Below are 23,351 nucleotides of genomic sequence, written 5' to 3' on the forward strand. Positions count from 1 at the left end.
CGACTCGATCTACAGCCCGGTCCTCAAGGTGACCTACAAGGTCGAGGCCACCCGTGTCGAGCAGCGCACCGACTTCGACAAGCTCGTCATCGACGTCGAGACCAAGCCCTCGATCCGTCCCCGCGACGCGATCGCCTCGGCCGGCAAGACCCTGGTCGAGCTCTTCGGCCTGGCCCGCGAGCTGAACGTCGAGGCCGAGGGCATCGACATCGGCCCGTCGCCGGTCGACGAGCAGCTGGCCGCCGACCTCGCCCTCCCGGTCGAGGACCTGCAGCTGACCGTCCGCTCCTACAACTGCCTCAAGCGCGAGGGCATCCACACCGTGGGTGAGCTCATCAGCCGCTCGGAGCAGGACCTGCTCGACATCCGCAACTTCGGTGCGAAGTCGATCGACGAGGTCAAGGCCAAGCTGGTCGAGATGGGCCTGTCCCTCAAGGACAGCGCGCCCGGCTTCGACCCGCACGCCGCGCTCGCGGCGTACGGCGACGACGACGACGACGCTTTTGTGGAAGACGAGCAGTACTGATTGAAATCGACCGGCGCCCGTCGGTCGTCTACCCCGGTACCTAGTACGGCCGGAGAGATTGGAAGGCAACCATGCCCAAGCCCACCAAGGGTCCCCGCCTCGGCGGCAGCCCGTCCCACCAGCGCCTGATCCTGTCGAACCTGGCCACCCAGCTCTTCGAGCACGGCCGGATCACGACGACCGAGTCGCGGGCGCGCGCGCTGCGTCCGCACGCGGAGAAGCTGATCACCAAGGCCAAGAAGGGCGACCTGCACAACCGGCGCGAGGTCCTCAAGACCATCCGCGACAAGTCGGTCGTGCACACCCTCTTCACCGAGATCGCGCCGACCTTCGCCGAGCGTCCGGGTGGCTACACCCGGATCACCAAGATCGGCCCCCGCAAGGGCGACAACGCCCCCATGGCGGTCATCGAGCTCGTGACCGAGGCCTACCAGCCCTCGGCCCCGAAGGCGAAGAAGAAGGCCGCCCCGGCCGCTGCTGCCCCGGCTCCGGTCGAGGAGGCTCCGGCCGAGGAGACCGTCGCCGAGGACACCGCCGCCGAGGACACCGCCGTCGAGGAGGCTCCCACCGAGCTGACCGACGAGGCGTCGCCGGAGGCCAGCGTGGTCGCCGAGGAGCAGCCGACCGAGGACGAGGCCCCCGCCGAGGAGACCGCCGCGGAGAGCACCGAGGAGAGCACCGAGGACGACGCCAAGGCCTGAGCCTGACCGTCTGACACGTTGACCCGCCCGAAACTTTCGGGCGGGTCAACGTCATTTCGGGGGCCAGTGGCGCTCGAGGAGGTGGAGGGCCTCGGGGAGGGTGAGACCGAGCCGGCGGGCGGTGGCGACGTACGTCGACGCAGCGTCGGCCGCCTCGGTGGAGCCGCCGGCGGCGGTGGCCGCGACGAACGTGCCGCGGCGGCCCTCGGTGGTGATGACGCCGTCGGCCTCGAGCTCGCGATAGGCGCGGGCGACGGTGTTGACCGCCAGCGACAGCTCGGCGGCGAGCGCGCGGACCGTGGGGAGCCGGGTGCCCGCGGGGAGGTCCCCCGAGGCCGCGCGCGTGGCGAGCTGCGCGCGCAGCTGCTCGTAGGGCGCGACCGACGAGGCGGGGTCGAGCGGGTGCACCTCCATGCGGGCATGGTAGAGACATCTCCCATGGACAGGTCCACGCAGAGCGTGCTGGTGGTCGGGGAGTCGCTCGTCGACATCGTGCACGGCGCGGACGGCCGCACCATCGAGTACGCCGGTGGCAGCGCCGCCAACGTCGCCGTCGCGCTGGCACGGCTGGGCCGGCGGGTGCGGTTCGTGACCGCCTGGGCCGACGACGAGCGCGGCCGGGTGCTGGCCGACCACGTGGCGGCCGCGGGTGTCGAGCTCGCCGGTGACCCGCACGTGCTGGCCCGCACCGCGACCGCGGCGGCGACGATCGGCGCGGACGGGGCCGCGACCTACGAGTTCGACCTCGAGTGGCGCGTGCCCGACGTGGCCGAGGAGCCGGCGCCGCTGGTGGTCCACACCTGCTCGCTCGGGGCCGTGCTCGAGCCGGGCGCCGACGAGGTGGTGGCGCTGGTCGAGCGACTGCGGGCGGAGGCCACGATCAGCTACGACATCAACGCGCGCCCCGCGATCACCGGCACCGGACCGGACGTCGTCGCCCTGGTGGAGCGGCTGGCGGCGCTGTGCGACGTCGTCAAGGCCTCCGACGAGGACCTGGCGGCGCTCTACCCGACCCTGCCCCTCGAGGCCGCCGCGCGGTCGCTCCTGCAGCTCGGACCCGCCGCGGTCGTCGTGACCCGCGGCGGCGACGGGGCGACGTGGGTGCACGCGGCGGGCGTGGTCGAGGTGGCCTCGCTGCCGGTCACCGTGGCCGACACGATCGGGGCGGGGGACACCTTCGGCGCGGCCGTCATCGACGGGCTGTGGGAGCGCGACCTGCTGGGTGCCTCGCGTCGTGAGCAGCTGCGCGACCTCGCGCCCGAGGTCGTCGCCGAGGTCCTCGCGCACGCCGCCAAGGCGGCCGCGGTGACGGTGTCGCGGCCGGGCGCGGACCCGCCGTACCGTCACGAGCTCTGAACCTGGATCCACCGATTCTCGCCTGCTGCGCGCCACCATCTGGGCACGCTGGCTGCGTTGCCGACGCTCATCAGACGCCCGGTATGCCGTCGCGCCGGACGCCTTGCCAGCCCACCCATCTGGTGACGCTCGCGACGCCGCGGATCGGTGGATCCAGGCTGAGCTCAGGAGCCCTCGGGCGCCAGGTAGGCGTGCACGAGCGGCACCACCGATGCGCCCTCGCCGCTGGCGGACGCGACCCGCTTCATCGAGCCCGCGCGCACGTCGCCGGCGCAGAAGACCCCCGGGACCGTGGTCGCCAGGTCGGCCGGCGGCACGCCGTCGAGCCAGTGCTCACGGGGCACGTCGCGCCCGGTGAGCACGAAGCCGCGCGCGTCGCGAGCGACCGAGGGCGGGATCCAGTCGCAATGCGGCTCGGCGCCGAGCAGCAGGAACAGGCCGTACGCCGAGACCCGCTCGCGCTCGCCGGTGCGGGTGTCCTCGAGGCAGAGCCACTCCAGCCGGCCGTCGCCGCCGCCGTCGACGACCGCGGTGCAGGTGCGCACCGACACCCGGCTGTTGTACTCGATCTCGTTGACCAGGTACGACGACATCGTCTCGGCCAGGGAGGGCCGGCGCACCAGGATCGTCACCGACCGCGCGAACCGGGCCAGGTGCATGGCGGCCTGCCCGGCGGAGTTGCCGCCGCCGACCACGAAGACGTCCTGTCCCTCCATCTCACGGGCTGCGGTCATCGCCGCGCCGTAGTAGACGCCCGTCCCGACGAGCTCCTCGAGCGGGTCGACGCGCAGCTTGCGATAGGCCACGCCGCTGGCGATCACCACCGAGCGGGCCCGCACCTCGCCACTGTCGGTGCACAGCACGTGGGGGTCCTCGCCGCTGCCGGGCCGCAGCTCGTCGACGACCTGGCCGGTGTAGAACCGGGCGCCGAAGCGCAGCGCCTGGTTGCGGGCGCGTTGGGCCAGCCGCATGCCGGAGATGCCGCGCGGGAAGCCCAGGTAGTTGCGGATCATCGAGCTGGTGCCGGCCTGCCCACCGATCGCCTCGGCCTCGAGGATCACCGTCGAGAGGCCTTCGGACGCGGCGTAGACGGCGGCCGCGAGCCCGGCCGGTCCGCCGCCCACCACGGCGAGGTCGACGACGTGGTCGAGGTCGATCTCGGTCGGGGCGCCGTAGATGCTGATCGCGACGTCGCGCACCGACGTCGCGCGGATCACCGGCCGGTTGAGCGCGCACACGAGGGGATAGGCGGGCTCGCCCTCCCACAGGTTGAGCACGTAGCGGCCGCCGTCGGAGTCGGGCGGGTAGACCCGGCTCGGCATGCCCATCCGGTCGAGGAAGTCGCGGATGGCCAGCGTGAGGGCGTCGCGGACGGGGGAGACGATCTTCACCGACACGACCTCGGGATCCGGGACGGTCGATCCCCAGTCGCTCAGCAGGTCGGTGATCGCGTTGTGGAACTCCTCGTCGCGGATGCCGCGGGGCATCAGCAAGAACGCGTCGTACTTGCCGACGGCCATGCCCGCGCGCAGCGGCGGCGCGTCGATGATGAAGCGGTCCCAGTGGGCCGCGATCACGCGCCGGGCGGTCGGGACCTTCTCGCGCAGCTTGTGGAAGGCGTGCAGCACGCTCTCGGCGTCGGGGACGACGGACTCGCTCGCGAACAACGCGACGGTGGCGCCACCGGTGAGGACCTCGCGCGTCGTCTCGAGCGCCTCTCGGCAGGATCGGACGAGCCGCACGTCGTACTCGTGCTGGTAGCGCGCGAAGGCCCCGAGCAGCTCGTCGGGGTGCTCCGGCCCGATCAGCACGATCGCAGGGGTGCTCACGCGCAGAAGCGTAGAACGCGGGGGCAATAGGATTGCTGGTCGTGCGCATCCGCCTCGACCTCGCCTACGACGGCACCGGCTTCCACGGCTGGGCCGCCCAGCCGGGGCTGCGGACCGTGCAGGGCGAGCTGAGCGCCGCACTGGCCACGGTCCTGCGGGTGCCCGCGGTCGACGTCGTCTGTGCCGGGCGCACGGACGCCGGCGTGCACGCACGGGGCCAGGTCGTGCACGCCGACCTGCCTGAGGAGCTCGACGCCGCCGAGCTGGGTCGGCTCGTACGACGGCTCAACGGCCGGCTGCCCGTCGACGTCCGGGTCCGGCGCGCCGACGAGGCGCCACCCGGCTTCGACGCCCGGTTCGGGGCGCTGTGGCGCCGCTACGCCTACCGGATCGCCGACACCCCCGGGGCCGTCGACCCGCTCACCCGCGCGCACGTGCTCACCTGGCCGCGGCCGCTCGACGTCGAGGCGATGAACGCCGCCTCCGCGCTGCTGGTGGGTCGGCACGACTTCGCGTCGTTCTGCAAGCAGCGCGAGGGGGCGACCACGATCCGCACGCTGCTCGACCTGTCGTGGGAGCGCGAGACGTCGGGCGTGCTGGTGGGGACGGTCCGCGCGGACGCGTTCTGCCACAGCATGGTCCGCGCGCTGGTCGGCTGCCTGATCGCGATCGGCGAGGGCCGACGCCCCGTGGCGTGGGCCGGTGAGATCCTGCGCGCCGAGACCCGCGACCCGTCGGTGGCGGTCGTCCACGCCCACGGGCTCACGCTCGAGGAGGTCGCCTACCCGGCCGACGACGAGCTGGCGGCGCGCGCCGAGCAGACCCGAGCGAAGCGAGTCGCACATGGCTGAGGACCACTACTTCAGCGCCGACCCGGCGGCGCCGTTCGAGCGCGAGCCGTTCACCTGCGAGGTGTGGGGTCGTGAGCTGCGGCTCGTGAGCGGGTCGGGGGTGTTCAGCCGCGGCCACCTCGACCACGCCACCGCGGTGCTGTTCCGCGAGACCGAGCCACCAGCACCCGGCCGGATCCTGGACCTCGGCTGCGGCTACGGCGTCATCGGCCTGGCGATCGCGGCGGCGGTGCCGTCCGCCTCGGTGACGGCCGTCGACGTCAACGAGCGGGCGCTGCTGCTGGCCCGGGAGAACGCGGCGACGCTGGGCGTGGCCGACCGGTTCACCGCCGCGCGGCCCGACCAGGTGTCCGCGGAGGCGACGTTCGACGAGATCTGGTCCAACCCGCCGATCCGGATCGGCAAGCAGGCGCTGCACGAGCTGCTGCTGACCTGGCTGCCGCGGCTGGCGCCGAGCGGACGCGCGGTGATGGTGGTCGGCAAGAACCTCGGTGCCGACTCGCTGCAGCGATGGCTGGGCGAGCAGGGCTGGCCGACCGAGCGGATCGCCAGCGCCAAGGGGTTCCGGGTCCTGGAGACGCGGCGCGGCTAGGAGCCCGGGAGCCGGGCGGCTTGCAGGATGAGGTGGTCCCGCTCGGCGGTGCTGGACGCGGTGGCCGCGGCCTCGGCGTAGAGCCGGTGCGCCTCGGCCAGGTCTCCGGTGCGCTCGCGCAGCCAGGCCTCCACGGCCGTACGCCGCGGGACGTCCGCGGGCACCGCGGCCAGCTCGCGCAGACCGACCAGCGGCCCGTCGACCTCGCCGACCGCGACCACGCGGTTGAGCGCGACCACGGGGGAGTCGGTGAGGCGGAGGAGCTCGTCGTACCACTCGAGGATCTGCGACCAGTCGGTCTCCTCCGCCGTGCGTGCGTCGCAGTGCAGGGCCGCGATCGCGGCCTGCGCCTGGTAGGCCCCGAGCCGGTCGCGCGCCAGCGCGGCCTGGAGGATCTCGACGCCCTCGGCGATCAGGCGGGTGTCCCAGCGGCTGCGGTCCTGCCCCGCGAGTGGCACCAGCGCGCCGTGCTCGTCCCAGCGTGCCGTCCGCCGGGCGTGGTGGAGCAGCATCAGGGCGAGCAGGCCGGACACCTCGGGCTCGTCGCTCGCGGCATCGAGCATCCGGGTGAGCCGGATGGCTTCGGCGGAGAGATCGACGTCGCCGGAGTAGCCCTCGTTGAACACCAGGTAGAGCACGGTCAGGACCCGCCGCAGGTCCCCGGGCGCACCGACACCCGCGTCGGCGACGGTCCGCTTGGCCCGGCTGATCCGCTGGGCCATCGTGGCCTCGGGCACGAGGTAGGCCTCCGCGATCTGCCGGGTCGTGAGTCCGCCGACCGCCCGCAGCGTCAGCGCGACCGCCGAGGAGGGCGTGAGCGCGGGGTGGCAGCACAGGAACAGCAGCAGGAGCGTGTCGTCCTCGTCGGCGACCGGCCCCCGAGGCGGCTCCTCGTGGACGCGCTCCTCGCGCGCCCGGCGTGCCGACTCCGAGCGGCTCAGGTCGACGACCTTGCGCCACGCCACCGTGACCAGCCACGCCTTGGGATCGTCGGGCGGGGCGTCGGGCCAGCGGCGTACGGCCTCGAGCAGCGCCTCCTGCACGGCGTCCTCGGCCGTCGCGAAGTCGGCTCCGCGACGGACGAGGACACCGAGGACCTGGGGGACCAGGTCGCGGACGAGCTGCTCCATCACCGCTCCTTCACCGCTGCATCAGTCGGTGACGGTGGGCGGGTTCTCCAGGAACGGCCGCACCTCGATCCACTCGCGGATCGGCTCGCCGCCCGGCCCGGGGGCCGAGGAGAGGTACGCCGCTGCCTCCTGGGCACGCTCGGCCGAGTCGACGTCGATCACCATCCAGCCGGCGATCAGGTCCTTGGTCTCGGCGAACGGGCCGTCGGTGACCGGCGGCCTGCCCTCGCCGTCGAAGCGCACCCACATGCCGTCGGGCGAGAGCGCCTGGGCGTCGACGAACTCGCCGCGCTCGCGCAGCTGGTCGGCGACGTGGCCCATGAACGCGATGTGGGCCTGGACCTCCTCGGGCGTCCATTGGTCCATCGGTGCGCAGTCGAGGGGCTTCGCGCCGCGGTAGTGCTTGAGCAGCAGGTACTTCGCCATCGTGGTGTCTCCTTCGGATCTTCTGTACGCCGCCATCGTGGCGGTTCGACCCTGGGACGGAGCCACCTCGGCGTTCTCGACATCCGTGTCGGGACATTCCCTCAGGCGGCCCCCCGGAGACAGCCAGCGGATCGCCGGGTTCGGCCGCGGGCGCCCGGGATCCGACCTAGTCTCGCCCGAGGCTCGCACCGTGCAGCTCGACAGGGGGGACGACCGTGGGGTTCGCAACGAGAGTGGCCGTCACCGTGGCGGCACTGACGGCCTTCGCGCTCGCGCCGCTGGCCGCGGCGTCGGCCCAGACCGTGACCGTGAGCGACGGCTCGAGCGACACGTGGCAGGTCTCCTGGGACCCCAACCACGCCGGCTCGGAGACCTACACGCAGGTCGGGTCGGTGCCGAACGCCGACGTCACGACGATGACGGTGAGTCACACGCGCAAGCTCATCCAGGTCACGGTGACCTACGTCGACCTCGTGCACGACGACGCCTACCAGCCGGAGATCCGCGAGTGGTTCCGGCTCGATGACGGGACCGGCGCGATGCTCAACCTCTTCGTCGAGGACTCGTGGCGCAAGCCCGAGGTGTTCTTCGTGAGGCGATCGGTGGACGGCCCGTGGGCCGCCCGCCAGCGGTCGCGCTGCGCCGGCGTGACCTCGAAGCTCGACGTCAAGCGCGACACCTGGACGACGACGCTCCCCGCCTCGTGCCTGGGTGCACCTCGGTGGGTGCAGTTCCACGGCGCCACGAGCTCGGGCGGCGCCACGAACGACGACGGGACCCAGACCTACGTCGCGGACAACGCGCACTCGGAGGGCATCGACGATCGGATCACGTCGGCCTCGGAGTCCTGCTTCACCGAGTGTGAGGGCTGGACCGGCAAGATCCGACGGACGCGCTGACTCTGGTCTCGGCGTCGTCGACGTCCGGGTCGGACCGCTTCCCCTACGGTGGGGTCATGGAGTCTCGGGGGACCCTCAGCCGGCTCGACGAGCCGTCCGCTGCGGCCGGCGGCGCTGCGCGTCCCGTGGGCTGGTGGGCGGCCCGGATCGCCGGCTGGGGGTTGCTGGCCGCGTGCGTCCTCCTCGTCGTCGTCGGTCTGCTCGCAGGAGAGCGCACCGCGACGTACGACGACCTGCGCCGCGACGTGGCGAGCGGCGAGGTCGAGCACGTCACCGTGTCCCCCGGCTTCAGCGGGGAGTTCCGTGGCCGAGCGACTGTCGACGTCTACTGGCGTACCGCCACAGGCTGGCGAGTCGCCAAGGTCGCCGAGCAGCACCCGCAGCGGCAGAGCACTCGGGTCGGAGATCTGCCGGTCGTCTACGACGTGGGCGAGGACCTGCGCTCGGTGAACGGCGCGGTGCAGGTCGAGCGGCGCCCCCACTGGCGGGATCGGTCCAGCGATGTCGGGCTTCTCGGCTGCCGCCTGCCGGCGTGGTGCGGCTGGGTGCTGATGTCCGTCTGGCTCGGCGCGCTCATGCTGGTCATCGGCGGGCCGCCGCCGTGGCGCGCGACCCGCTGGGCGTGGTTCTGGCTCGTGGTGCTCGCGGCACCGGTGGGGGTGGTCGCGTTCGCGCTCGTCGGCGGGCCGAGCGGGCTGCTGCCGCCCGCTCCGGGGCGGCGTCCTGGGCTCCGAGGCGGGGTGGGGCTCCTGCTGGCGATCATCGTCGGCTCCGCGATCGGCACCGTCGGCACCTGACGACGCTGCTGGACGCGGCCTGTGGAGAACCGTTTTCCCTCCCGGCCGGCTGCGGGCACCCTGAGGGCATCGACTATCCACTCGGGGGTTGTCATGCGCGGCGAACCGACCGCAGGACTGGTGTGTGACCACAGCGCGCTGCGCGCTGCCGAGGCAGCCCTGGCGTCGGCCGCGTCGGAGCTCGACGCCGTGGGTGCGTCCGTGCCCGCGGGCGACCTCGCCGACGCCCGGGCGGTGATCGCCGTGCTGTTGGCGAGCCTCATGGAGACCTCGGCACGGCTGGTCGCCGAGGGCAGGGCGCTGGGCTTGGGCATCCGCGTGGCGTCCGCCGGCCTCGCGGCCACCGACGCCGAGCAGGCGCTCCGCCTCGTCGAGGTCGCGCGCCGATGACCGGCTCGATCGAGACCGACGTCCCGGGTGCCCCGGCGGCGTTCCGCGCGCTGGGCGACTACCTGCGCACCGTCCTCGCCGCACGCACGACGGCCCTCGCCGACCGGACCGCAGCCGAGCGCTCCTCGCTCGCCGGCTCGTGGCAGGGGGCCGCGGCCGACGCCTTCGGCGGCCGCGCCGCGACCCTGGTCGCGGCGGGGGACGGTGTCGCCGAGCAGGCGCGCGCAATGGCCGCCGAGGTGGAGTCGCTGGGCGAGACGCTCGGCCTCACCCAGCACGGCATGGCCGAGGTGCGGGCGAGCGCCGCCGCCGGAGGCCTGCACGTCGAGGGCACCGTGATCATGTGGCCGACCGACGCCTGGCGCCTCGACCTCCTCGAGACCACCCGGCTGCAGGAGGCGTGGAACGCCGCCCTCGCGGGCGAGCGCGCGCACCGGCAGACCTGGTACACCGCCCTCGACCGCGCGGCCGCTTTCGCCGAGCGCCAGTCGCGCACGCTCTTGGGCCTGACCCCCGACCTCGTCATGACCGCCGCGGAGCGGGCGCTCCTGCTGGTCGCCGCCCGGGGGCTGATGGGGCGGGCGGAGTTCTACGCCTCGGAGGTGCGCCGGCTCGACGGTCAGATCGACGACCTCGCCCGCGCCTTCGAGCGCTTCGGGAGGCCCGGTGACCGGCTCCTGCTCGACCGGCTCGTGGACGAGAGGATCGAACATCGCTATGCGGCGGAGGCGCTGCGCGACGCCGCCGAGCACCCCGAGCTGCCGCGCGGGCTGCGCGGCGGGTTCGGAGCACTTGACGGCGCCCTGGTCGGTTATGGCGTCTACAGCGACATCCAGGCGGGCGAGTCCACCCAGCAGGCGGTCGTGTCCCAGGGTGCGGGTTTCCTCGCGGGGGCCGGACTCGCCGCGCTGGCCGGCGCCGGTGCCGGCAGCGTGGTCCCAGGACCGGGCACGGTGATCGGCGCGGTCGCCGTGGGGGGCGCCGCCTTCGTCGGCGGTGCGGCGGGGTCATTGCTCGGCGACAAGGGTGTGGACCACCTCGTCTACGGGCACGACGATCCCGACAGCGAGGAGAGTGAAGGGCCCGACCCCGGCGCCGAGCTGCTCGACTACGCCGCCGAGGTGCTGTCGTCCCCGCACTCCGCCGGCCACCGGGGGGCGCCGTGAGGATCGATCCACGGTTCGTGGGGAGCGAAGCCCGTGACGCTGTCGGGATGCAGCTGTTCATCCTCGTCAGCATCGTGGGGGGCCTTGTCCTCGTGACAGCAAGTGTCCGCACCGGCGCGTGGAGCGCTCTGCTGCTGGGCGGCTTCTTCCTGACGTGCGCCGCCAGCTTCCGCCTCAGCATGTTCGGACGCCGGCGCCTGGACAAGCGGGTCCGGGAGACCTGGGATGCCTCCGGCCTCGCCGTCCGCGTCGGGCTGCGGCCGCACCGCCCGCTGGCCCTGCTGTGCACGGCTCTGAGCATGGCGATGATGTTCGGCGCCGGCGTGTCGCTGGTCGAGTCGCCCGAGGGCACGGTGCTGATGTGGGTCCTCCTCCCCCTGCCGCTCCTGCTCGTCCCCGACTGCGTCCGTGGCCTGCTCGCCGAGGGGCGGGAGGTCGTCCTCACTGCGAGCACGGTGACCTATCGGGGCTGGTCCTACGACATCGCGGTCCCGTGGGAGGACATCGAGCGGGTCAGCAGCGACAGGTCCAACCCCTGGGTGCCCGCGATCCGTTTCGACCTGCGGCCCTCGTCGTCGGAGCGGGCGGTCGTGCACCGGTTCGTGGCCTGGCTGGACCCGAAACCACAGCCCGACAACTTCCAGATCCCCGCCCTCGCCGTCGACATGCCCACCGAGCTGATGGCTCTCGCGCGGCGCATGGTGAGCGTTGCTGCGCGTCAACGCCCGTCCCAGCTCAGTGAGCACGGCGTGTCCACGCTGACCAGCTCAGGTGTGTGACGAGGTCAGCCGTGGAGCACCTGCCGGAACAGCGCGCAGGTCTCGTCGACCGCCTGCTGGGCCGCGGGGGAGTGGCGGCCCATGTCGACGAAGCCGTGGATCAGGCCGGGGAAGGTGCGTACCTCGACGGCGACGCCAGCGGCCGCGAGCGCCTCGGCGTACGCGAGCCCGTCGTCGCGCAGCGGGTCGAACTCCGCCACCACGACCACCGCCGGGGCGAGGCCGGTCAGGTCGCCGCGCAGCGGGCTGAGCCGCGGGTCGCTGAGGTCGGTGCGGTCGCCGGTGTACTGCTGCTGGAACCACGCCATGCTGGCGGTGTCGAGGAAGTACCCCTCGGCGTTCTCGGCGTGCGAGGGATAGCTGCCGGCCATGTCGGTCACGGGATAGATCAGCAGCTGGCCGGCGAGCGGGCGCCCTTCGTCGCGGAACGTCTGCGCCACGACGGCGGAGAGGTTGCCACCCGCACTGTCGCCCGCGACCGCCACCCGGCCGTCCGCGCCGAAGTCGTCGAGGTGGTCGGCGACGTACCGCGTCGCCTCGACGGCGTCGTCGGGCGCGGCGGGGAAGGGGTGCTCGGGGGCGAGCCGGTAGGCCACCGAGACGACGACGGCCGCGCACCCGTTGGCGAGCTCGCGGGCGGTGAGGTCGTGGGTGTCCAGGTCGCCGATCACGAACCCGCCGCCGTGCAGCAGCACGATCGTCGGCAACGGACCGTCGAGGTCGGGGCGGTAGACGCGCGCCGGCAGGTCGCCCTCGGCGCCCGGCACCGTGGTCTCCTCCACCGTGCGTACGCCGGGCACCGCGGCCGGGTCGCGCAGGTCGACGCTGAGCGTGCGCAGGCCGCGCCGGGCATCTTCGACGGTGCCCTCGGCCATGGGCGTGGTCTCGGCCGAGGCCAGGAAGTGGAGAAGGGCGGCGATCTGCGGGTCGACGGTCATGGGACTCCTCGGGAACGGTCGGATGCGATCAGACGAAGGCACTGACGCCGGTCTCGGCGCGGCCGATGAGCAGCTTCTGGATCTGGCTGGTGCCCTCGTAGAGCGTCATCACGCGGGCGTCGCGCAGGTACTTCTCGGCCGGGTGCTCGTCGACGTACCCGGCCCCGCCGTAGACCTGGATCGCGTTGCCCGCGGCGCGGACGGCCGCCTCGGAGGCGAACAGCTTGGCCTTGGACGCGGCCGTTCCGAAGGGCTCGCCCCGGTCGATCAGGTCGGCGCAGCGCCACACCAGCAGGCGTGCGGCGTCGGCGTCGACCGAGAGGTCGGAGATCAGCTCCTGCACCAGCTGGAACGACGCGAGCGGCCGGCCGAACTGGGTGCGGGAGACGGCGTAGTCGCGCGCGATCTCCAGGCAGCCCTGGACGATGCCGACACAGCCCGCGGCCACCGAGACCCGGCCCTTGTCCAGGGTGGTCATCGCGATCGTGAAGCCCTGGCCCTCCTCGCCGAGCAGCGCGTCGGCGGGGACGCGCACGTCGGAGAGGAACAGCTCGGCGGTGGCCTGGCCGCGCAGGCCGAGCTTGCCCTTGATCTCGCGGGCCTCGAAGCCGGGCGTGTCCGTCGGCACGAGGAACGCACTCACGCCCTTGGGCCCCGGGCCGCCGGTGCGGGCGAACACCAGCGCGACGTGGGCCCAGGTGCCGTTGGTGATGAAGAGCTTCTGCCCGCTGATCACCCAGTCGTCCCCGTCGCGGCGGGCCCGGGCGCTGAGGTTGCCGGCGTCGGAGCCGGTGTCGGGCTCGGTGAGGCCGAAGCAGCCGAGGACGCTGGCGTCGGCGATACCGGGCAGCCAGCGCTGCTTCTGCTCCTCGCTGCCGAAGCCGAGGATCGACTTGCCGACCAGGCCGTTGGAGACCGACACGATCCCGCGCAGGGCGGAGTCGGCCCGGCCGAGCTCCTCCATGCCGAGCACGTAGGTGAGGTAGTCGCCGCCGAGCCCGCCGTACACCTCGGGGATCGTCAGGCCGAAGAACCCGATCTCGGCCATCTTCGGGATGATCGCGGTGTCGACGGACTCCGCGCGGTCCCAGGCCGTGCGGTGCGGGACGGCCTCGCGGTCGAGGAACTCCCGCGCCAGGTCGCGGAACGCCTGCTGCTCCTCGGACAGGCTGAGGTCCATCGGGGTCAGTCCTGGTTCCAGCGGGCGATCTCGGCCTTGGCCAGCGAGCTCTTGTGCACCTCGTCGGGACCGTCCGCGAAGCGCAGCGTGCGGATCTGCGCGAACGCGTAGGCGAGCGGGAAGTCCTGGGAGAGCCCGCCACCGCCGTGCACCTGGATCGCCTTGTCGAGGATCCACTGCACGGTCTCGGGGGTGGCGATCTTGATCGCCTGGATCTCGGTGTGGGCGCCGCGGTTGCCGACGGTGTCCATCAGCCACGCGGTCTTGAGCACGAGCAGCCGCAGCTGCTCGACGCGGACCCGCGACTCGGCGATCCAGCCGCGGACCACGCCCTGGTCGGCGAGCGGCCGGCCGAAGGCGACCCGCGAGGACGCGCGGCGGCACATCAGCTCGATGGCGGTCTCGGCGACGCCGATCGCCCGCATGCAGTGGTGGATGCGGCCAGGGCCCAGACGGGCCTGGGCGATCGCGAACCCGAGCCCCTCCTCGCCGATGAGGTTGCTGGCCGGGACGCGTACGTCGTGGAACTCCAGCTCGGCGTGGCCGCCGTGCTCGTGGTCGTCGTACCCGAAGACCTCCATCGGCCGCTTCACGACGACGCCGGGGGTGTCGCGGGGGACGAGCACCATGCTCTGCTGGCGGTGCCGCGAGGCCGACGGATCGGTCTTGCCCATGACGATGAAGATCTCGGCGTGCGGGTTCATCGCGCCGGTGATCCACCACTTGCGGCCGTTGATGACGTACTCGTCGCCGTCGCGCTCGATGCGGGTCTCGATGTTGGTCGCGTCGGAGGAGGCGACGTCCGGCTCGGTCATCGCGAACGCCGAGCGGATCTCGCCTGCGAGCAGAGGGCGGAGCCAGCGCTCCTTCTGCTCGTCGGTTCCGAAGAGTGAGAGCACCTCCATGTTGCCGGTGTCCGGGGCGGCGCAGTTGAGCGCGGCCGGGGCGAGGTGACCGCAGCGGCCGGTGATCTCGGCCAGGGGCGCGTACTGCAGGTTGGTCAGCCCGGGGGAGTCGGCGTGCTCGCGGGGCAGGAAGAGGTTCCACAGCCCGAGGCCACGGGCCTCGGCCTGGAGCTCCTGGAGCACCGGTGCCTCCGACCAGGCCCAGCGGTCCTCGAGCCGGCCCAGCTGCTCGTGGAAGAGCGGCGCGGACGGCACGATCCGGTCCGCCATGAACGTCTCGAGCCGCTCGATGAGCTCGGTCGTCTTGTCGTCGTGTCCGAAGTGCATGTCAGTCCTCTCCGAGGGCGGCGAGCCCTGCTGCGATCAGGGGGTCGAAGCCGGCGCCGATCCGGTCGAACCCGTCGCCGACCGTGGCGCCCTGCAGGAAGCGGTAGGTGATGCCCTCGAGGATCACCGCGAGCTTGAAGTAGGCCAGCCCCAGGTGGAACCCCATGTCGCCCAGGTCGCGGCCGCGCGTCTCGGCGTACCGCGCGAGGTGCTCCTCGCCGCTCGGGTAGCCGGGCGCCGTGGCGACGTCGGACACCAGCCCGGCCGCCGGTAGGTCGGCCAGCCGGTCGTAGACCAGCAGCAGGGCCAGGTCGGTGCGGACGTCGCCGAGCGTCGCCATCTCCCAGTCGACGACGGCCTTGATGTGGTCGTCGGTGCCGGTGAGCAGGTTGTCGAGGCGGTAGTCGCCGTGCACGATCCCGGTCCACTCGCCGTCGTCCTCAGGCACGCGCGCCGTGAGCCGGCGGTGGAGCTCGTCGGCGTTCGGACGGTCGGTGGTCTTGGACCCCTCGAGCTGCTGGCCCCAGCGACGGACCTGCCGCTCCAGGAAGCCGGCAGGCCGGCCGAGCTCGCCGAGCCCGACAGAGGCCGGGTCGACGGTGTGCAGCCGGGCGAGGACGTCGACCATCTCGCGGGCGATGCTCGCCGTGCGCTCCGCGCCCAGTGCCCGCAGCTCCTGCGCGGAGCGGTAGGCGGTGCCGACCACGCGCTCCATGACGTAGAACGGGGCGCCGATCACGTCCGGGTCGCCGCAGTGGGCGTAGGTCGTGGGCACCGGCACCTCGGTGTCGCGCAGCGCGGTCATCGCGGTGTACTCGCGGCCCATGTCGTGCGCGGTCGCCTGCACGTGGCCGAGCGGCGGTCGGCGCACGATCCACCACGCGGTGCCGTCGGTGACCTCGTAGGTCAGGTTGGACTTGCCGCCGGCGATCAGCCGCCCGCCGAGCTCGCCGGCGATCTCGCCGGGTCGCTGGGCGTCGTACCAGGAGCGGAAGGCCGCCAGGTCGAGCCCGGGAAGGTCGCTGGTCTGGAGCTCGCTCATCGCATCAGTCCGCTCTCGTCGATCTTGTGCTGGAGCCGGCGCATCCCGGCCAGCCAGCGGTCGGTGTCGGTGGCGCGGGCCGCGTAGTAGCCGGCGACCTCGGGGTGCGGGAGCACCAGGAAGCGGTCGTCGGCGAGCGCCGTGGTCCACGCGTCGGCGACCTGCTCGGGCTCGAGCGCCTGGTCGCGGGACAGCAGCTCCTGCAAGGGCCCGGCGTCCTCGAGCATCTGGGTGCGCACGCCCTGCGGGCAGATCGCCTGCACGGTGACGCCGCGGTGGCCGTAGGTCACCGAGAGCCACTCGGCGAAGGCGACCGAGGCGTGCTTGGTGACGGAGTACGGCGCGCTGCCGATCATCGTGAGCAGCCCGGCTGCCGACGCGGTGACCACGAACCGCCCGCCCCCGGTCTCGAGCCAGCGGGGGACGAGCAGCCGGGCCGCGCGGACGTGGGCCATCACGTTCACGTCGAGCATGCGGTGCCAGTGCTCGTCCGAGGTCTGCAGGCTGTCGACTCCGCCGGCGCCGTCGATGCCGGCATTGGCGCAGTAGACGTCGATGCGGCCCAGCACCTCGGTCGCGCCGTCGATCAGCGCGGCGACGCCGTCGGCCGACGACGCGTCGCCCGCGATCGCCGTACCTCCGACGGCGTCGGCGACGGCCTGGGCCGTGGCCGGGTCGAGGTCGTTGACCACGACGCGGGCGCCTTCGGCGGCGGCGCGGGTCGCCAGCGCGCGGCCGATCCCGCGCCCGGCGCCGGTGACGACGACACCCTTGTCCTGCAGCTGTGGGTGCATCACACCCCGCCGGTGAGGGTCAGGCCGCCGTCGAGGGTGAGGGTCTGGCCGGTGACCCAGGAGGCCTCGTCGGAGAGCAGGAACGCGACCGCGCCGGCGACGTCCTCGGGGACGCCGAGCCGCTTGAGCGGGTAGGTCGAGGCGACCTCGTCCTCGCGGCCCTCGTAGAGCGGGCCGGCGAACTGGGTCTTCACGACCGCGGGCGCGACGGCGTTGATGCGCACGGTCGGTCCGAGCTCGACCGCCAGCGACTCGGTGAGGCTGATGAGCATCGCCTTGGAGGCGCCGTACATCGCGATGCCGGGCGCGGGCTTGACCCCGGAGACGGAGGAGATGTTGACGATCGCGCCGCCGTGCTCGCCCATCCACGCGCGGTGGGCGGCCTGCACCCAGGCCAGCGCGCCGAGGGCGTTGACCTCGACGATCTTGCGAGCGGCGCCCAGGTCGATGTCGACGAGGCTGGAGAGCACCGGGTTGATGCCGGCGTTGTTGACGAGCAGGTCGAGGCTGCCGAACGCCTCGATGGTGCGGCGCACGGCGTCCTCGCGGTGCTCGGGGTCGTCGGCCTTGCCGGCCACCGCCATCGCGTGCTCGGGTCCGCCGAGGCTGCTCACGGCCTCCTCGAGCGCCTCGGGCTTGCGCGCGGTCAGGCAGACCTTGGCGCCTTCGTCGACCAGCCGCTGGGCGATGCCCAGCCCGATGCCGCGGCTGGCTCCGGTGATGATCGCGACCTTGCCGGCGATTCCCTGCACGTGTCCTCCTGGTGATGGCCTTGCGGGCTGACTAAGCGCTTGCTTACCATGCCGTGCGTGAGCGAGTCCACCCCCGTGCCCGACGCCCGGACCCGGCTCGCGACCGCGGCGGTGGACGCCTTCGCCGCCCGCGGCTTCCACGGCACGACGACCCGCGACATCTCCACCACCGCGGGCATGAGCCCCGCCGCGCTCTACGTCCACCACCGCTCCAAGGAGGAGCTGCTCTTCGAGCTCGCCCGCGTCGGCCACCTGCGGGTGCTGGAGCTGGTGCGTACGTCGGTGGCGGGGATCGCCGACCCGGTCGAGCAGCTCGGCCGGCTGGTCGAGGACTTCGTGCGCGACCACGCGGAGGAGCACACCGGCGCGCGGGTGATCAACTACGAGCTCTCGGCCCTCACCGACGAGCACCTCGCCGCGATCCGGGCGATCCGCCACGACATCGACGTGGTCGTGCGCGGGGTCCTCGACCGCGGTGTCGCCGCCGGGGTGTTCTCCACGCCCGACGTCCGGATGACGGCCCTGGCGATCCTCTCGCTCGGCATCGACGTCGCCCGGTGGTACCGCGACGAGGGCCGCTGGACCCCCGACCAGGTCGCCGCGCACTACCGGCTGCTGGCGTTGCGGATGGTCGGCGCGGCCTGAAGGCAGGGGCGCTCGGCGGCCGGGCGGAAAGCCCGCGCCCGCCGTTACCCGCCTTCGCTGCCCACTGCCGCAAGACACGACGGCCCGCAAGCCGACGTACATCCGGTGCCGTGGGCGGGCTGCGGGGGTCTCGACGAGCTCGAGCTACGACCTCAGATCCAGCGGGAGAACCAGATCCGGTCGAGCCACTCGCCGTGGGTGAGGAGCTGGTTGGTGTAGATCGGCCAGAACCAGGCGAAGTTCAGCAGCACCAGCACGAAGAACGTGCCGGCGGCGATCACGCCGCCGGTCCGGCGGCGCGCCGAGCCCGCACCGATCATGCGCCCGATCGCCATCACGAGCGCCAGCACCAGGAACGGCAGCGTGATGACGGCGTAGAAGGAGAAGATCGGCCGGTCGTCGTACTGCAGCCAGGGCAGCCAGGTCGATGCGGCGCCGACCACGACGACGCCGTAGCGCCAGTCCCGCGATCCGACCCACATGACGACCGCGAAGATCAGGGCCACACACCCCGCCCACCACAAGGTGGGCGTGCCGAGCAGGAGCACCTGCCGCAGGCAGTCGCTGTCGGCGGGAGCGTGGCAGCCCTGGGTGCCCGGCTTGATGCCGGTGTCGGCGGCGACGCCGACCGGCCGGTTGAGCAGCAGCCAGCCCGACGGCTTGGACGCGTAGGTGTGCGTGCTGTCGTTGAGGAACTGGGTGTGGAACGTGTAGACGTCCTGGTGGTAGTACCAGAGCGACCGCAGCGACTGGGTGACCTCCCCGAAGCCCGACGCGTCGGCCTCGGTGCGCGTCGGCCAGTCCTTCCCGCCGTCGAAGTGGGTGTACTGCGTGGCCGACAGGCTCTTCTCGTACTCCTCGGCGTGGATCATCCAGCCGGTCCAGGTGGCGACGTACACGACGAAGGCGACGAGCACGAGGTGCACGAACGCCGGTACGCCGTCGACGAGTGCCGAGCGCATGACCGGCCAGCGCACGCCGAACGAGCGTCGCGCGCCCGCCGACCACAGCCACACCAGCAGCCCGAACGCCGCGAGCGGGTAGAGGGCCTCCCACTTCGAGCCGACGGCCAGGCCCCAGCAGACGCCGCCCAGCAGCAGCCACGGACGGAACAGCAGCCCGCGCACCGGTCCCCAGGAGCGCGCGTCGGTGATCGTCTCGGGCACCAGGCGGGCCATCCGGGCGCGGTGCCAGTCGCGGTCGGCGACCACGCAGTGCACGCCGCAGAGCAGGAAGAACGCCACGAAGATGTCGAGCAGCGCGAGGCGGGAGAGCACGAACTGCAGCCCGTCGAAGCACATCAGCAGGCCGGCGACCACGCCCAGCAGCGTCGAGCCGGTGAGCCGCCGGGCCAGCCGGACCAGCACCAGGATCATCAGCGAGCCGATCACCGCCGAGGCCACCCGCCACCCGAACGGATCCATCCCGAAGACCTTGATGCCGGCGGCGATCAGCCACTTGCCGACCTCGGGGTGGACGATCATCTCCGGCGAGTCCTTGAAGACGCCGTGCAGCGTCTGGCCCTGCAGGATCAGCTCGTTGGCCTTCTCGGTGCTGTTGCGCTCGAACCCGTAGTTCAGCAGCGCCCAGGCGTCCTTGGCGTAGTAGGTCTCGTCGAACTCGAAGATCCGCGGCGTCCCGAGCTTCCACAGCCGCAGGAAGGCCGCCAGCAGCGCCACCGCGATGCTCGCGGTCCAGCCGACGAAGGGATCCTCGAGGCGGACCCGGCTCCGGGTTCGCTCCCACGCGGAAGGAGCGGCGCCGGTCGTCACGGGCCCGAGGATACGGGCCCGGCATCGCGACACTGCGATGATCGACCCGTGGATGACACCGGCGGCGTGCTCGTGCTCGCGGCGACCCCGATCGGCCAGGTCGGTGACGCGCCGCCGAGGCTGGTGCACGAGCTCGCGACGGCCGACGTGATCGCGGCCGAGGACACCCGCCGGCTCAAGCGGCTCACCACCGACCTGGGGGTCACGCTCACCGGCCGGGTCGTGTCGTACTTCGAGGGCAACGAGTCCGCCCGCACCCCGGTCCTCCTCGAGAGCCTGCTCGCCGGCGAGCGGGTGCTGCTGGTCACCGACGCGGGCATGCCGAGCGTCTCCGACCCCGGCTATCGCCTGGTCGCGGCCGCCGTCGAGCACGACGTGCGGGTGACGGCCGTGCCCGGCCCCTCCGCGGTCCTCACCGCACTCGCGGTGAGCGGGCTGCCCGTCGACCGGTTCTGCTTCGAGGGCTTCCTGCCGCGCAAGCCCGGCGAGCGCCGGCGCCGGCTCGAGGACCTCGCCGAGGAGCGCCGCACGATGGTGTTCTTCGAGGCACCGCACCGCACCGAGGCGACGCTGGCCGCGATGGCCGAGGTGCTCGGGAGCGACCGGGCCGCCGCGGTGTGCCGCGAGCTCACCAAGACCCATGAGGAGGTACGCCGAGGACCGCTCGCCGAGCTCGTCGCGTGGGCGGCCGAGGGCGTGCGCGGCGAGGTCACCCTCGTGGTGGCCGGGGCCGAGCCCGTGGCCGCGATCGCGAACGACCCCGCCAGCCTGCGCGCCGCCGTCGCCGAGCTCGAGGCAGACGGCGTGCGCCGCAAGGAGGCGATCGTCGAGGTCGCCCGGCGCGCCGGCGTACCGAAGCGCGAGGTCTACAACCTGGTCCACGGGGCACAGGAGGCACCATGACCGGACGCATCACCCAGCTCGACCACGACGGCCTGACCTTCGACGTCGCGGACGCGGGCCCCCTCGACGGGGAGCCGGTCGTGCTGCTGCACGGCTTCCCGGAGCGCAACACCTCCTGGCGCCACGTCGCCCCGCTCCTGCACGACGCCGGGCTGCGGACCTACGCGCTCGACCAGCGCGGCTACTCGCCGGGAGCTCGGCCGCGTCGCCGTCGCGACTACCGCCTCGGCAAGCTCGCGGGCGACGTCGCGGCGCTCGTCGACCTGGTCGGCGCGCCCGTCCACCTCGTCGGGCACGACTGGGGCGCGGTCGTGGGCTGGATGCTGGCTGCGCGCCGGCCCGAGCTGCTGCGCACGTGGACCGCGATCTCGGTGCCGCACCCCCGCGCGTTCCTCAAGGCCGGACTCACCTCGACCCAAGGGGTCAGGTCCTGGTACATCGGGTTCTTCCAGCTCCCGCGGCTCGCGGAGCTGAGCGCCCGCACGACCGGCGGCTTCTTCGACCGGAGCCTGCTGCGCTCGGGCATGACCGAGGAGGAGGTCGCGCGGTTCCGCCGCGAGATCGTGGACGCGGGCGCGCTGCCGCACGCCCTGGGCTGGTACCGCGCGATCGCGTTGGGCGACCCGAGCGGCACCGGACGGGTCGCCGTGCCGACGACGTTCGTGTGGAGCGACGGCGACACCGCCGTCGCGCGCACGGGTGCCGAGGAGACCGGGCGCTGGATCGACGCCGACTACGAGCTGGTCGTGCTCGAGGGCGTCTCGCACTGGATCCCCACCCAGGCACCGGAGGAGTGCGCGGCGGCGATCCTGCGCCGGGTCGGCGCCCCAGGAGTCCCGGCATGACCCGACCGCCGCGCCCCGAGCCGCTGCCCCATCCGGTCGTCGACAACCACTGCCACCTCGACACCGCCCGTGGGGACGAGGAGCCGTGGGCTGTCGAGGAGGCGCTGGCGGAGGCTGCAGCCGTGGGCGTGACCCGCATCGTGCAGATCGGCTGCGAGCTGCCCGGCGCGCGCTGGGCGGTCGAGGCCGCCGCGACGTACGACGCCCTGGTCGCCGGCGTCGCTCTGCACCCGAACGAGGCGCCGCGTCTGCCCGACCTCGACGCGGCGATGGCCGAGATCGAGGAGCTCGCCGGTGCGCACGCCAAGGTGCGCGCGGTCGGGGAGACGGGCCTCGACTTCTTCCGCACCGGCGAGGAGGGGCGCGCGGTGCAGGTCGAGTCGTTCCGGCGCCACATCGACCTCGCGAAGCGGCTCGACAAGACGCTCGTCATCCACGACCGCGACGCCCACGACGCGGTCCTGGACGTGCTCGACGAGGAGGGCGCGCCCGAGCGCTGGGTGATGCACTGCTTCTCCGGTGACGCCGGGTTCGCCCGCCGCTGCCTCGACCGCGGCGCGTACCTGTCCTTCGCCGGGACGGTGACGTTCAAGAACGCCCAGCCGCTGCGCGACGCGCTCGCGATCACGCCGCTCGACCGGGTGCTGGTGGAGACGGATGCGCCGTACCTCACCCCGACGCCGCACCGCGGGAGGACGAACGCCTCCTACCTGGTGCCGCTGACGATGCGGGCGATGGCCGAGGTGCGCGGCGACGACCTCGCGGACCTCTGCGTCGCGGTGGACGCCACCACCGACCGAGCCTTCGGTGGAGCCTGGTAGTCCGTCCCCGGGTGCGGCGTTTGCGCAGGTCAGCACGGGTGTGCACGCCGCAGGGGGCCCCGCGGAGCACGGATTTTGCCGTCGAGATCCTCCTCACGATTCCCGCAAATCCGCCTCCGAGGGTTTGCATTTCTGGCACGTTGGCTGTTCGGCTGGACCACGAGTTGGCCGGGATCGGGACTGCACCACCCCTGACCAGTGCGTGTGGGAACACACGTCGGGACGCACTGGCACCCGAGGCCCGGGTCGTACGACGTTCGGAGAATCGTGCCCACCAGTGAGCACAGCAATGACCAGCAACAGCCCAGCAGGAGCCTGCTGAGCCGAGCCAGCAGGAGCCGCCCGCTGATGGTCGCCCTCGCGGCGGTCGTCGTCCTCGCAGTCGCGGGGAGCACCTGGGGCTACAGCGCACTCAGCAAGACCGTGACCCTCTCGATCGACGGCAAGGACCAGCAGGTCACCGCCTTCGGCGGCACCGTCGGAGACGTCCTCGAGTCCGAGGGCATCGAGGTCTCCGCCCGCGACATCGTCGCGCCGAGCGTCGACGAGCGCATCGAGGACGGCAGCAAGATCTCGGTCCAGTACGCCCGTCCGTTCGAGCTGAACGTCGACGGCGACACCCGCACCTACTGGGTCACCGCGACGACGGTGTCCGACGCTCTCGCCGAGGTCGGCCGTCGCTACACCGACGCCGAGCTGTCGGTCAGCCGAGGCGGCACGATCGACCGCGGGGGTATGAGCCTCGCGGTAGTCACGCCGAAGACCCTCAAGGTCAAGCTCGGCAAGCACGAGATGGTCAAGCGCACGGTCACCGCCCTCACCGTCGAGGACGCCCTCGACGAGCTCGGCGTCAAGCTCGGCAAGCACGACGAGACCAAGCCGGCGCCCGAGCACCAGCTCGAGGACGGCGACACGCTGGTGTTCACCAACGTCAAGGTGGTCACCAAGCACGTCGACGGCGAGGTCGTGGACTTCGGCACCGTCG

26 protein-coding genes are annotated in these 23,351 nt (G+C 72.8%); 15 read left to right on the forward strand and 11 right to left on the reverse strand.

Going from position 1 to position 23,351, the window contains the following annotated elements:
* Together Q0L15_RS11335 and rplQ are read left to right on the forward strand one after the other, a co-directional pair.
* Positions 1-526: DNA-directed RNA polymerase subunit alpha C-terminal domain-containing protein (locus tag Q0L15_RS11335; RefSeq protein WP_296604428.1), on the forward strand; the 526-nt coding region annotated here is incomplete at its 5' end.
* A 71-nt stretch (positions 527-597) separates the two neighbouring features.
* Positions 598-1,227 (forward strand): 50S ribosomal protein L17, encoded by a 630-nt coding sequence (gene rplQ, locus Q0L15_RS11340; protein WP_296604430.1) that lies wholly within the window; start codon positions 598-600, stop codon positions 1,225-1,227.
* A 51-nt stretch (positions 1,228-1,278) separates the two neighbouring features.
* On the opposite strand, the gene Q0L15_RS11345 is transcribed toward rplQ, so the two are convergent.
* On the reverse strand, positions 1,279-1,641 hold the full coding sequence (locus Q0L15_RS11345) for a GntR family transcriptional regulator (RefSeq protein ID WP_296604431.1): 363 nt from the start codon (positions 1,639-1,641) through the stop codon (positions 1,279-1,281).
* A 24-nt stretch (positions 1,642-1,665) separates the two neighbouring features.
* Here Q0L15_RS11345 and Q0L15_RS11350 point away from each other — a divergent pair, with 24 nt between their 5' ends.
* On the forward strand, positions 1,666-2,583 hold the full coding sequence (locus Q0L15_RS11350; protein ID WP_296604433.1) for a carbohydrate kinase: 918 nt from the start codon (positions 1,666-1,668) through the stop codon (positions 2,581-2,583).
* Positions 2,584-2,747: 164 nt separating this feature from the next.
* Here the strand turns inward: Q0L15_RS11350 and Q0L15_RS11355 are convergent, their stop codons facing one another.
* A complete protein-coding gene (locus tag Q0L15_RS11355; RefSeq protein ID WP_296604434.1) occupies positions 2,748-4,412 on the reverse strand; it encodes an FAD-dependent oxidoreductase in 1,665 nt (554 codons plus the stop codon).
* 41 nt (positions 4,413-4,453) lie between these two features.
* Between Q0L15_RS11355 and truA the strand changes: the two genes are divergently transcribed.
* Both truA and Q0L15_RS11365 read left to right on the forward strand, forming a co-directional pair.
* Positions 4,454-5,263: a tRNA pseudouridine(38-40) synthase TruA gene (truA, locus tag Q0L15_RS11360; protein ID WP_296604435.1), complete on the forward strand. Its 810-nt coding sequence runs from the start codon at positions 4,454-4,456 to the stop codon at positions 5,261-5,263.
* Positions 5,256-5,855, forward strand: coding sequence for a methyltransferase (locus Q0L15_RS11365; RefSeq protein ID WP_296604437.1), 600 nt, complete (start codon positions 5,256-5,258; stop codon positions 5,853-5,855). The genes truA and Q0L15_RS11365 overlap by 8 nt, the downstream gene beginning before the upstream one ends.
* On the opposite strand, the gene Q0L15_RS11370 is transcribed toward Q0L15_RS11365, so the two are convergent.
* Both Q0L15_RS11370 and Q0L15_RS11375 read right to left on the reverse strand, forming a co-directional pair.
* Positions 5,852-6,985, reverse strand: coding sequence for a sigma-70 family RNA polymerase sigma factor (locus Q0L15_RS11370; protein ID WP_296604438.1), 1,134 nt, complete (start codon positions 6,983-6,985; stop codon positions 5,852-5,854). The genes Q0L15_RS11365 and Q0L15_RS11370 overlap by 4 nt on opposite strands.
* A 21-nt stretch (positions 6,986-7,006) precedes the next feature.
* A complete protein-coding gene (locus Q0L15_RS11375) occupies positions 7,007-7,411 on the reverse strand; it encodes a YciI family protein (protein ID WP_296604439.1) in 405 nt (134 codons plus the stop codon).
* 245 nt (positions 7,412-7,656) lie between these two features.
* Between Q0L15_RS11375 and Q0L15_RS11380 the strand changes: the two genes are divergently transcribed.
* From Q0L15_RS11380 to Q0L15_RS11400, 5 genes are all read left to right on the forward strand, one after another.
* Positions 7,657-8,310, forward strand: a complete 654-nt coding sequence (locus tag Q0L15_RS11380; protein WP_296604440.1) for a hypothetical protein — start codon at positions 7,657-7,659, stop codon at positions 8,308-8,310.
* A 56-nt stretch (positions 8,311-8,366) separates the two neighbouring features.
* Positions 8,367-9,107, forward strand: coding sequence for a hypothetical protein (locus Q0L15_RS11385; RefSeq protein ID WP_296604442.1), 741 nt, complete (start codon positions 8,367-8,369; stop codon positions 9,105-9,107).
* Positions 9,108-9,200: 93 nt separating this feature from the next.
* The gene (locus Q0L15_RS11390) at positions 9,201-9,497 is read left to right on the forward strand and encodes a hypothetical protein (protein ID WP_296604443.1); all 297 of its coding nucleotides are present in this window, start codon (positions 9,201-9,203) and stop codon (positions 9,495-9,497) included.
* Positions 9,494-10,663, forward strand: a complete 1,170-nt coding sequence (locus Q0L15_RS11395) for a hypothetical protein (RefSeq protein WP_296604445.1) — start codon at positions 9,494-9,496, stop codon at positions 10,661-10,663. Before Q0L15_RS11390 ends, Q0L15_RS11395 begins: the two co-directional genes overlap by 4 nt.
* A 47-nt stretch (positions 10,664-10,710) precedes the next feature.
* Entirely contained in the window at positions 10,711-11,442 is a 732-nt protein-coding gene (locus tag Q0L15_RS11400) for a PH domain-containing protein (protein ID WP_296604446.1), read from the forward strand.
* Positions 11,443-11,447: 5 nt separating this feature from the next.
* Here Q0L15_RS11400 and Q0L15_RS11405 read toward each other — a convergent pair whose 3' ends face one another.
* From Q0L15_RS11405 to Q0L15_RS11430, 6 genes are read right to left on the reverse strand one after another with little or no spacing between them, the layout of a single operon-like run.
* Entirely contained in the window at positions 11,448-12,380 is a 933-nt protein-coding gene (locus tag Q0L15_RS11405) for an alpha/beta hydrolase (protein ID WP_296604448.1), read from the reverse strand.
* A gap of 28 nt (positions 12,381-12,408) precedes the next feature.
* On the reverse strand, positions 12,409-13,560 hold the full coding sequence (locus Q0L15_RS11410; protein WP_296604450.1) for an acyl-CoA dehydrogenase family protein: 1,152 nt from the start codon (positions 13,558-13,560) through the stop codon (positions 12,409-12,411).
* A gap of 5 nt (positions 13,561-13,565) precedes the next feature.
* Entirely contained in the window at positions 13,566-14,792 is a 1,227-nt protein-coding gene (locus Q0L15_RS11415) for an acyl-CoA dehydrogenase family protein (RefSeq protein WP_296604452.1), read from the reverse strand.
* A 1-nt stretch (position 14,793) separates the two neighbouring features.
* Positions 14,794-15,834, reverse strand: a complete 1,041-nt coding sequence (locus Q0L15_RS11420; protein WP_296604453.1) for a phosphotransferase family protein — start codon at positions 15,832-15,834, stop codon at positions 14,794-14,796.
* Positions 15,831-16,628, reverse strand: a complete 798-nt coding sequence (locus Q0L15_RS11425; RefSeq protein ID WP_296604454.1) for an SDR family oxidoreductase — start codon at positions 16,626-16,628, stop codon at positions 15,831-15,833. The genes Q0L15_RS11420 and Q0L15_RS11425 overlap by 4 nt, the downstream gene beginning before the upstream one ends.
* Positions 16,628-17,380, reverse strand: a complete 753-nt coding sequence (locus Q0L15_RS11430) for an SDR family oxidoreductase (protein WP_296604455.1) — start codon at positions 17,378-17,380, stop codon at positions 16,628-16,630. The genes Q0L15_RS11425 and Q0L15_RS11430 overlap by 1 nt, the downstream gene beginning before the upstream one ends.
* 48 nt (positions 17,381-17,428) lie before the next feature.
* On the opposite strand from Q0L15_RS11430, the gene Q0L15_RS11435 reads away from it, so the two are divergent.
* Positions 17,429-18,025 (forward strand): TetR/AcrR family transcriptional regulator, encoded by a 597-nt coding sequence (locus Q0L15_RS11435; RefSeq protein ID WP_296604457.1) that lies wholly within the window; start codon positions 17,429-17,431, stop codon positions 18,023-18,025.
* A 152-nt stretch (positions 18,026-18,177) separates the two neighbouring features.
* Here the strand turns inward: Q0L15_RS11435 and Q0L15_RS11440 are convergent, their stop codons facing one another.
* Entirely contained in the window at positions 18,178-19,797 is a 1,620-nt protein-coding gene (locus tag Q0L15_RS11440; protein WP_296604459.1) for a phospholipid carrier-dependent glycosyltransferase, read from the reverse strand.
* Between the two features lie 48 nt (positions 19,798-19,845).
* On the opposite strand from Q0L15_RS11440, the gene rsmI reads away from it, so the two are divergent.
* The 4 genes from rsmI to Q0L15_RS11460 form a co-directional block, all read left to right on the forward strand.
* Positions 19,846-20,700 (forward strand): 16S rRNA (cytidine(1402)-2'-O)-methyltransferase, encoded by an 855-nt coding sequence (rsmI, locus tag Q0L15_RS11445; RefSeq protein ID WP_296604462.1) that lies wholly within the window; start codon positions 19,846-19,848, stop codon positions 20,698-20,700.
* Positions 20,697-21,545, forward strand: coding sequence for an alpha/beta fold hydrolase (locus Q0L15_RS11450; RefSeq protein ID WP_296604464.1), 849 nt, complete (start codon positions 20,697-20,699; stop codon positions 21,543-21,545). The genes rsmI and Q0L15_RS11450 overlap by 4 nt, the downstream gene beginning before the upstream one ends.
* The gene (locus Q0L15_RS11455) at positions 21,542-22,366 is read left to right on the forward strand and encodes a TatD family hydrolase (protein WP_296604465.1); all 825 of its coding nucleotides are present in this window, start codon (positions 21,542-21,544) and stop codon (positions 22,364-22,366) included. The genes Q0L15_RS11450 and Q0L15_RS11455 overlap by 4 nt, the downstream gene beginning before the upstream one ends.
* Positions 22,367-22,714: 348 nt before the next feature.
* A partial coding sequence (locus tag Q0L15_RS11460; RefSeq protein ID WP_296604467.1) for a ubiquitin-like domain-containing protein occupies positions 22,715-23,351 on the forward strand: 637 nt, incomplete at its 3' end.

It is taken from the genome of Nocardioides sp. (genome assembly GCF_024509035.1).
Classification (GTDB): domain Bacteria; phylum Actinomycetota; class Actinomycetes; order Propionibacteriales; family Nocardioidaceae; genus Nocardioides.

What these genes read in the sequence shown, in the direction of transcription:
- Q0L15_RS11400 (WP_296604446.1), top strand. Translation starts at nt 10,711, where the DNA reads ATGCAGCTGTTCATCCTCGTCAGCATCGTGGGGGGCCTTGTCCTCGTG.
- Q0L15_RS11425 (WP_296604454.1), bottom strand. Translation starts at nt 16,628, where the DNA reads ATGCACCCACAGCTGCAGGACAAGGGTGTCGTCGTCACCGGCGCCGGG.
- Q0L15_RS11370 (WP_296604438.1), bottom strand. Translation starts at nt 6,985, where the DNA reads ATGGAGCAGCTCGTCCGCGACCTGGTCCCCCAGGTCCTCGGTGTCCTC.
- Q0L15_RS11455 (WP_296604465.1), top strand. Translation starts at nt 21,542, where the DNA reads ATGACCCGACCGCCGCGCCCCGAGCCGCTGCCCCATCCGGTCGTCGAC.
- Q0L15_RS11420 (WP_296604453.1), bottom strand. Translation starts at nt 15,834, where the DNA reads ATGAGCGAGCTCCAGACCAGCGACCTTCCCGGGCTCGACCTGGCGGCC.
- rplQ (WP_296604430.1), top strand. Translation starts at nt 598, where the DNA reads ATGCCCAAGCCCACCAAGGGTCCCCGCCTCGGCGGCAGCCCGTCCCAC.
- Q0L15_RS11395 (WP_296604445.1), top strand. Translation starts at nt 9,494, where the DNA reads ATGACCGGCTCGATCGAGACCGACGTCCCGGGTGCCCCGGCGGCGTTC.
- Q0L15_RS11450 (WP_296604464.1), top strand. Translation starts at nt 20,697, where the DNA reads ATGACCGGACGCATCACCCAGCTCGACCACGACGGCCTGACCTTCGAC.
- Q0L15_RS11390 (WP_296604443.1), top strand. Translation starts at nt 9,201, where the DNA reads ATGCGCGGCGAACCGACCGCAGGACTGGTGTGTGACCACAGCGCGCTG.
- Q0L15_RS11385 (WP_296604442.1), top strand. Translation starts at nt 8,367, where the DNA reads ATGGAGTCTCGGGGGACCCTCAGCCGGCTCGACGAGCCGTCCGCTGCG.
- Q0L15_RS11375 (WP_296604439.1), bottom strand. Translation starts at nt 7,411, where the DNA reads ATGGCGAAGTACCTGCTGCTCAAGCACTACCGCGGCGCGAAGCCCCTC.
- Q0L15_RS11435 (WP_296604457.1), top strand. Translation starts at nt 17,429, where the DNA reads ATGCCGTGCGTGAGCGAGTCCACCCCCGTGCCCGACGCCCGGACCCGG.
- Q0L15_RS11365 (WP_296604437.1), top strand. Translation starts at nt 5,256, where the DNA reads ATGGCTGAGGACCACTACTTCAGCGCCGACCCGGCGGCGCCGTTCGAG.
- Q0L15_RS11410 (WP_296604450.1), bottom strand. Translation starts at nt 13,560, where the DNA reads ATGGACCTCAGCCTGTCCGAGGAGCAGCAGGCGTTCCGCGACCTGGCG.
- Q0L15_RS11350 (WP_296604433.1), top strand. Translation starts at nt 1,666, where the DNA reads ATGGACAGGTCCACGCAGAGCGTGCTGGTGGTCGGGGAGTCGCTCGTC.
- Q0L15_RS11345 (WP_296604431.1), bottom strand. Translation starts at nt 1,641, where the DNA reads ATGGAGGTGCACCCGCTCGACCCCGCCTCGTCGGTCGCGCCCTACGAG.
- Q0L15_RS11405 (WP_296604448.1), bottom strand. Translation starts at nt 12,380, where the DNA reads ATGACCGTCGACCCGCAGATCGCCGCCCTTCTCCACTTCCTGGCCTCG.
- Q0L15_RS11415 (WP_296604452.1), bottom strand. Translation starts at nt 14,792, where the DNA reads ATGCACTTCGGACACGACGACAAGACGACCGAGCTCATCGAGCGGCTC.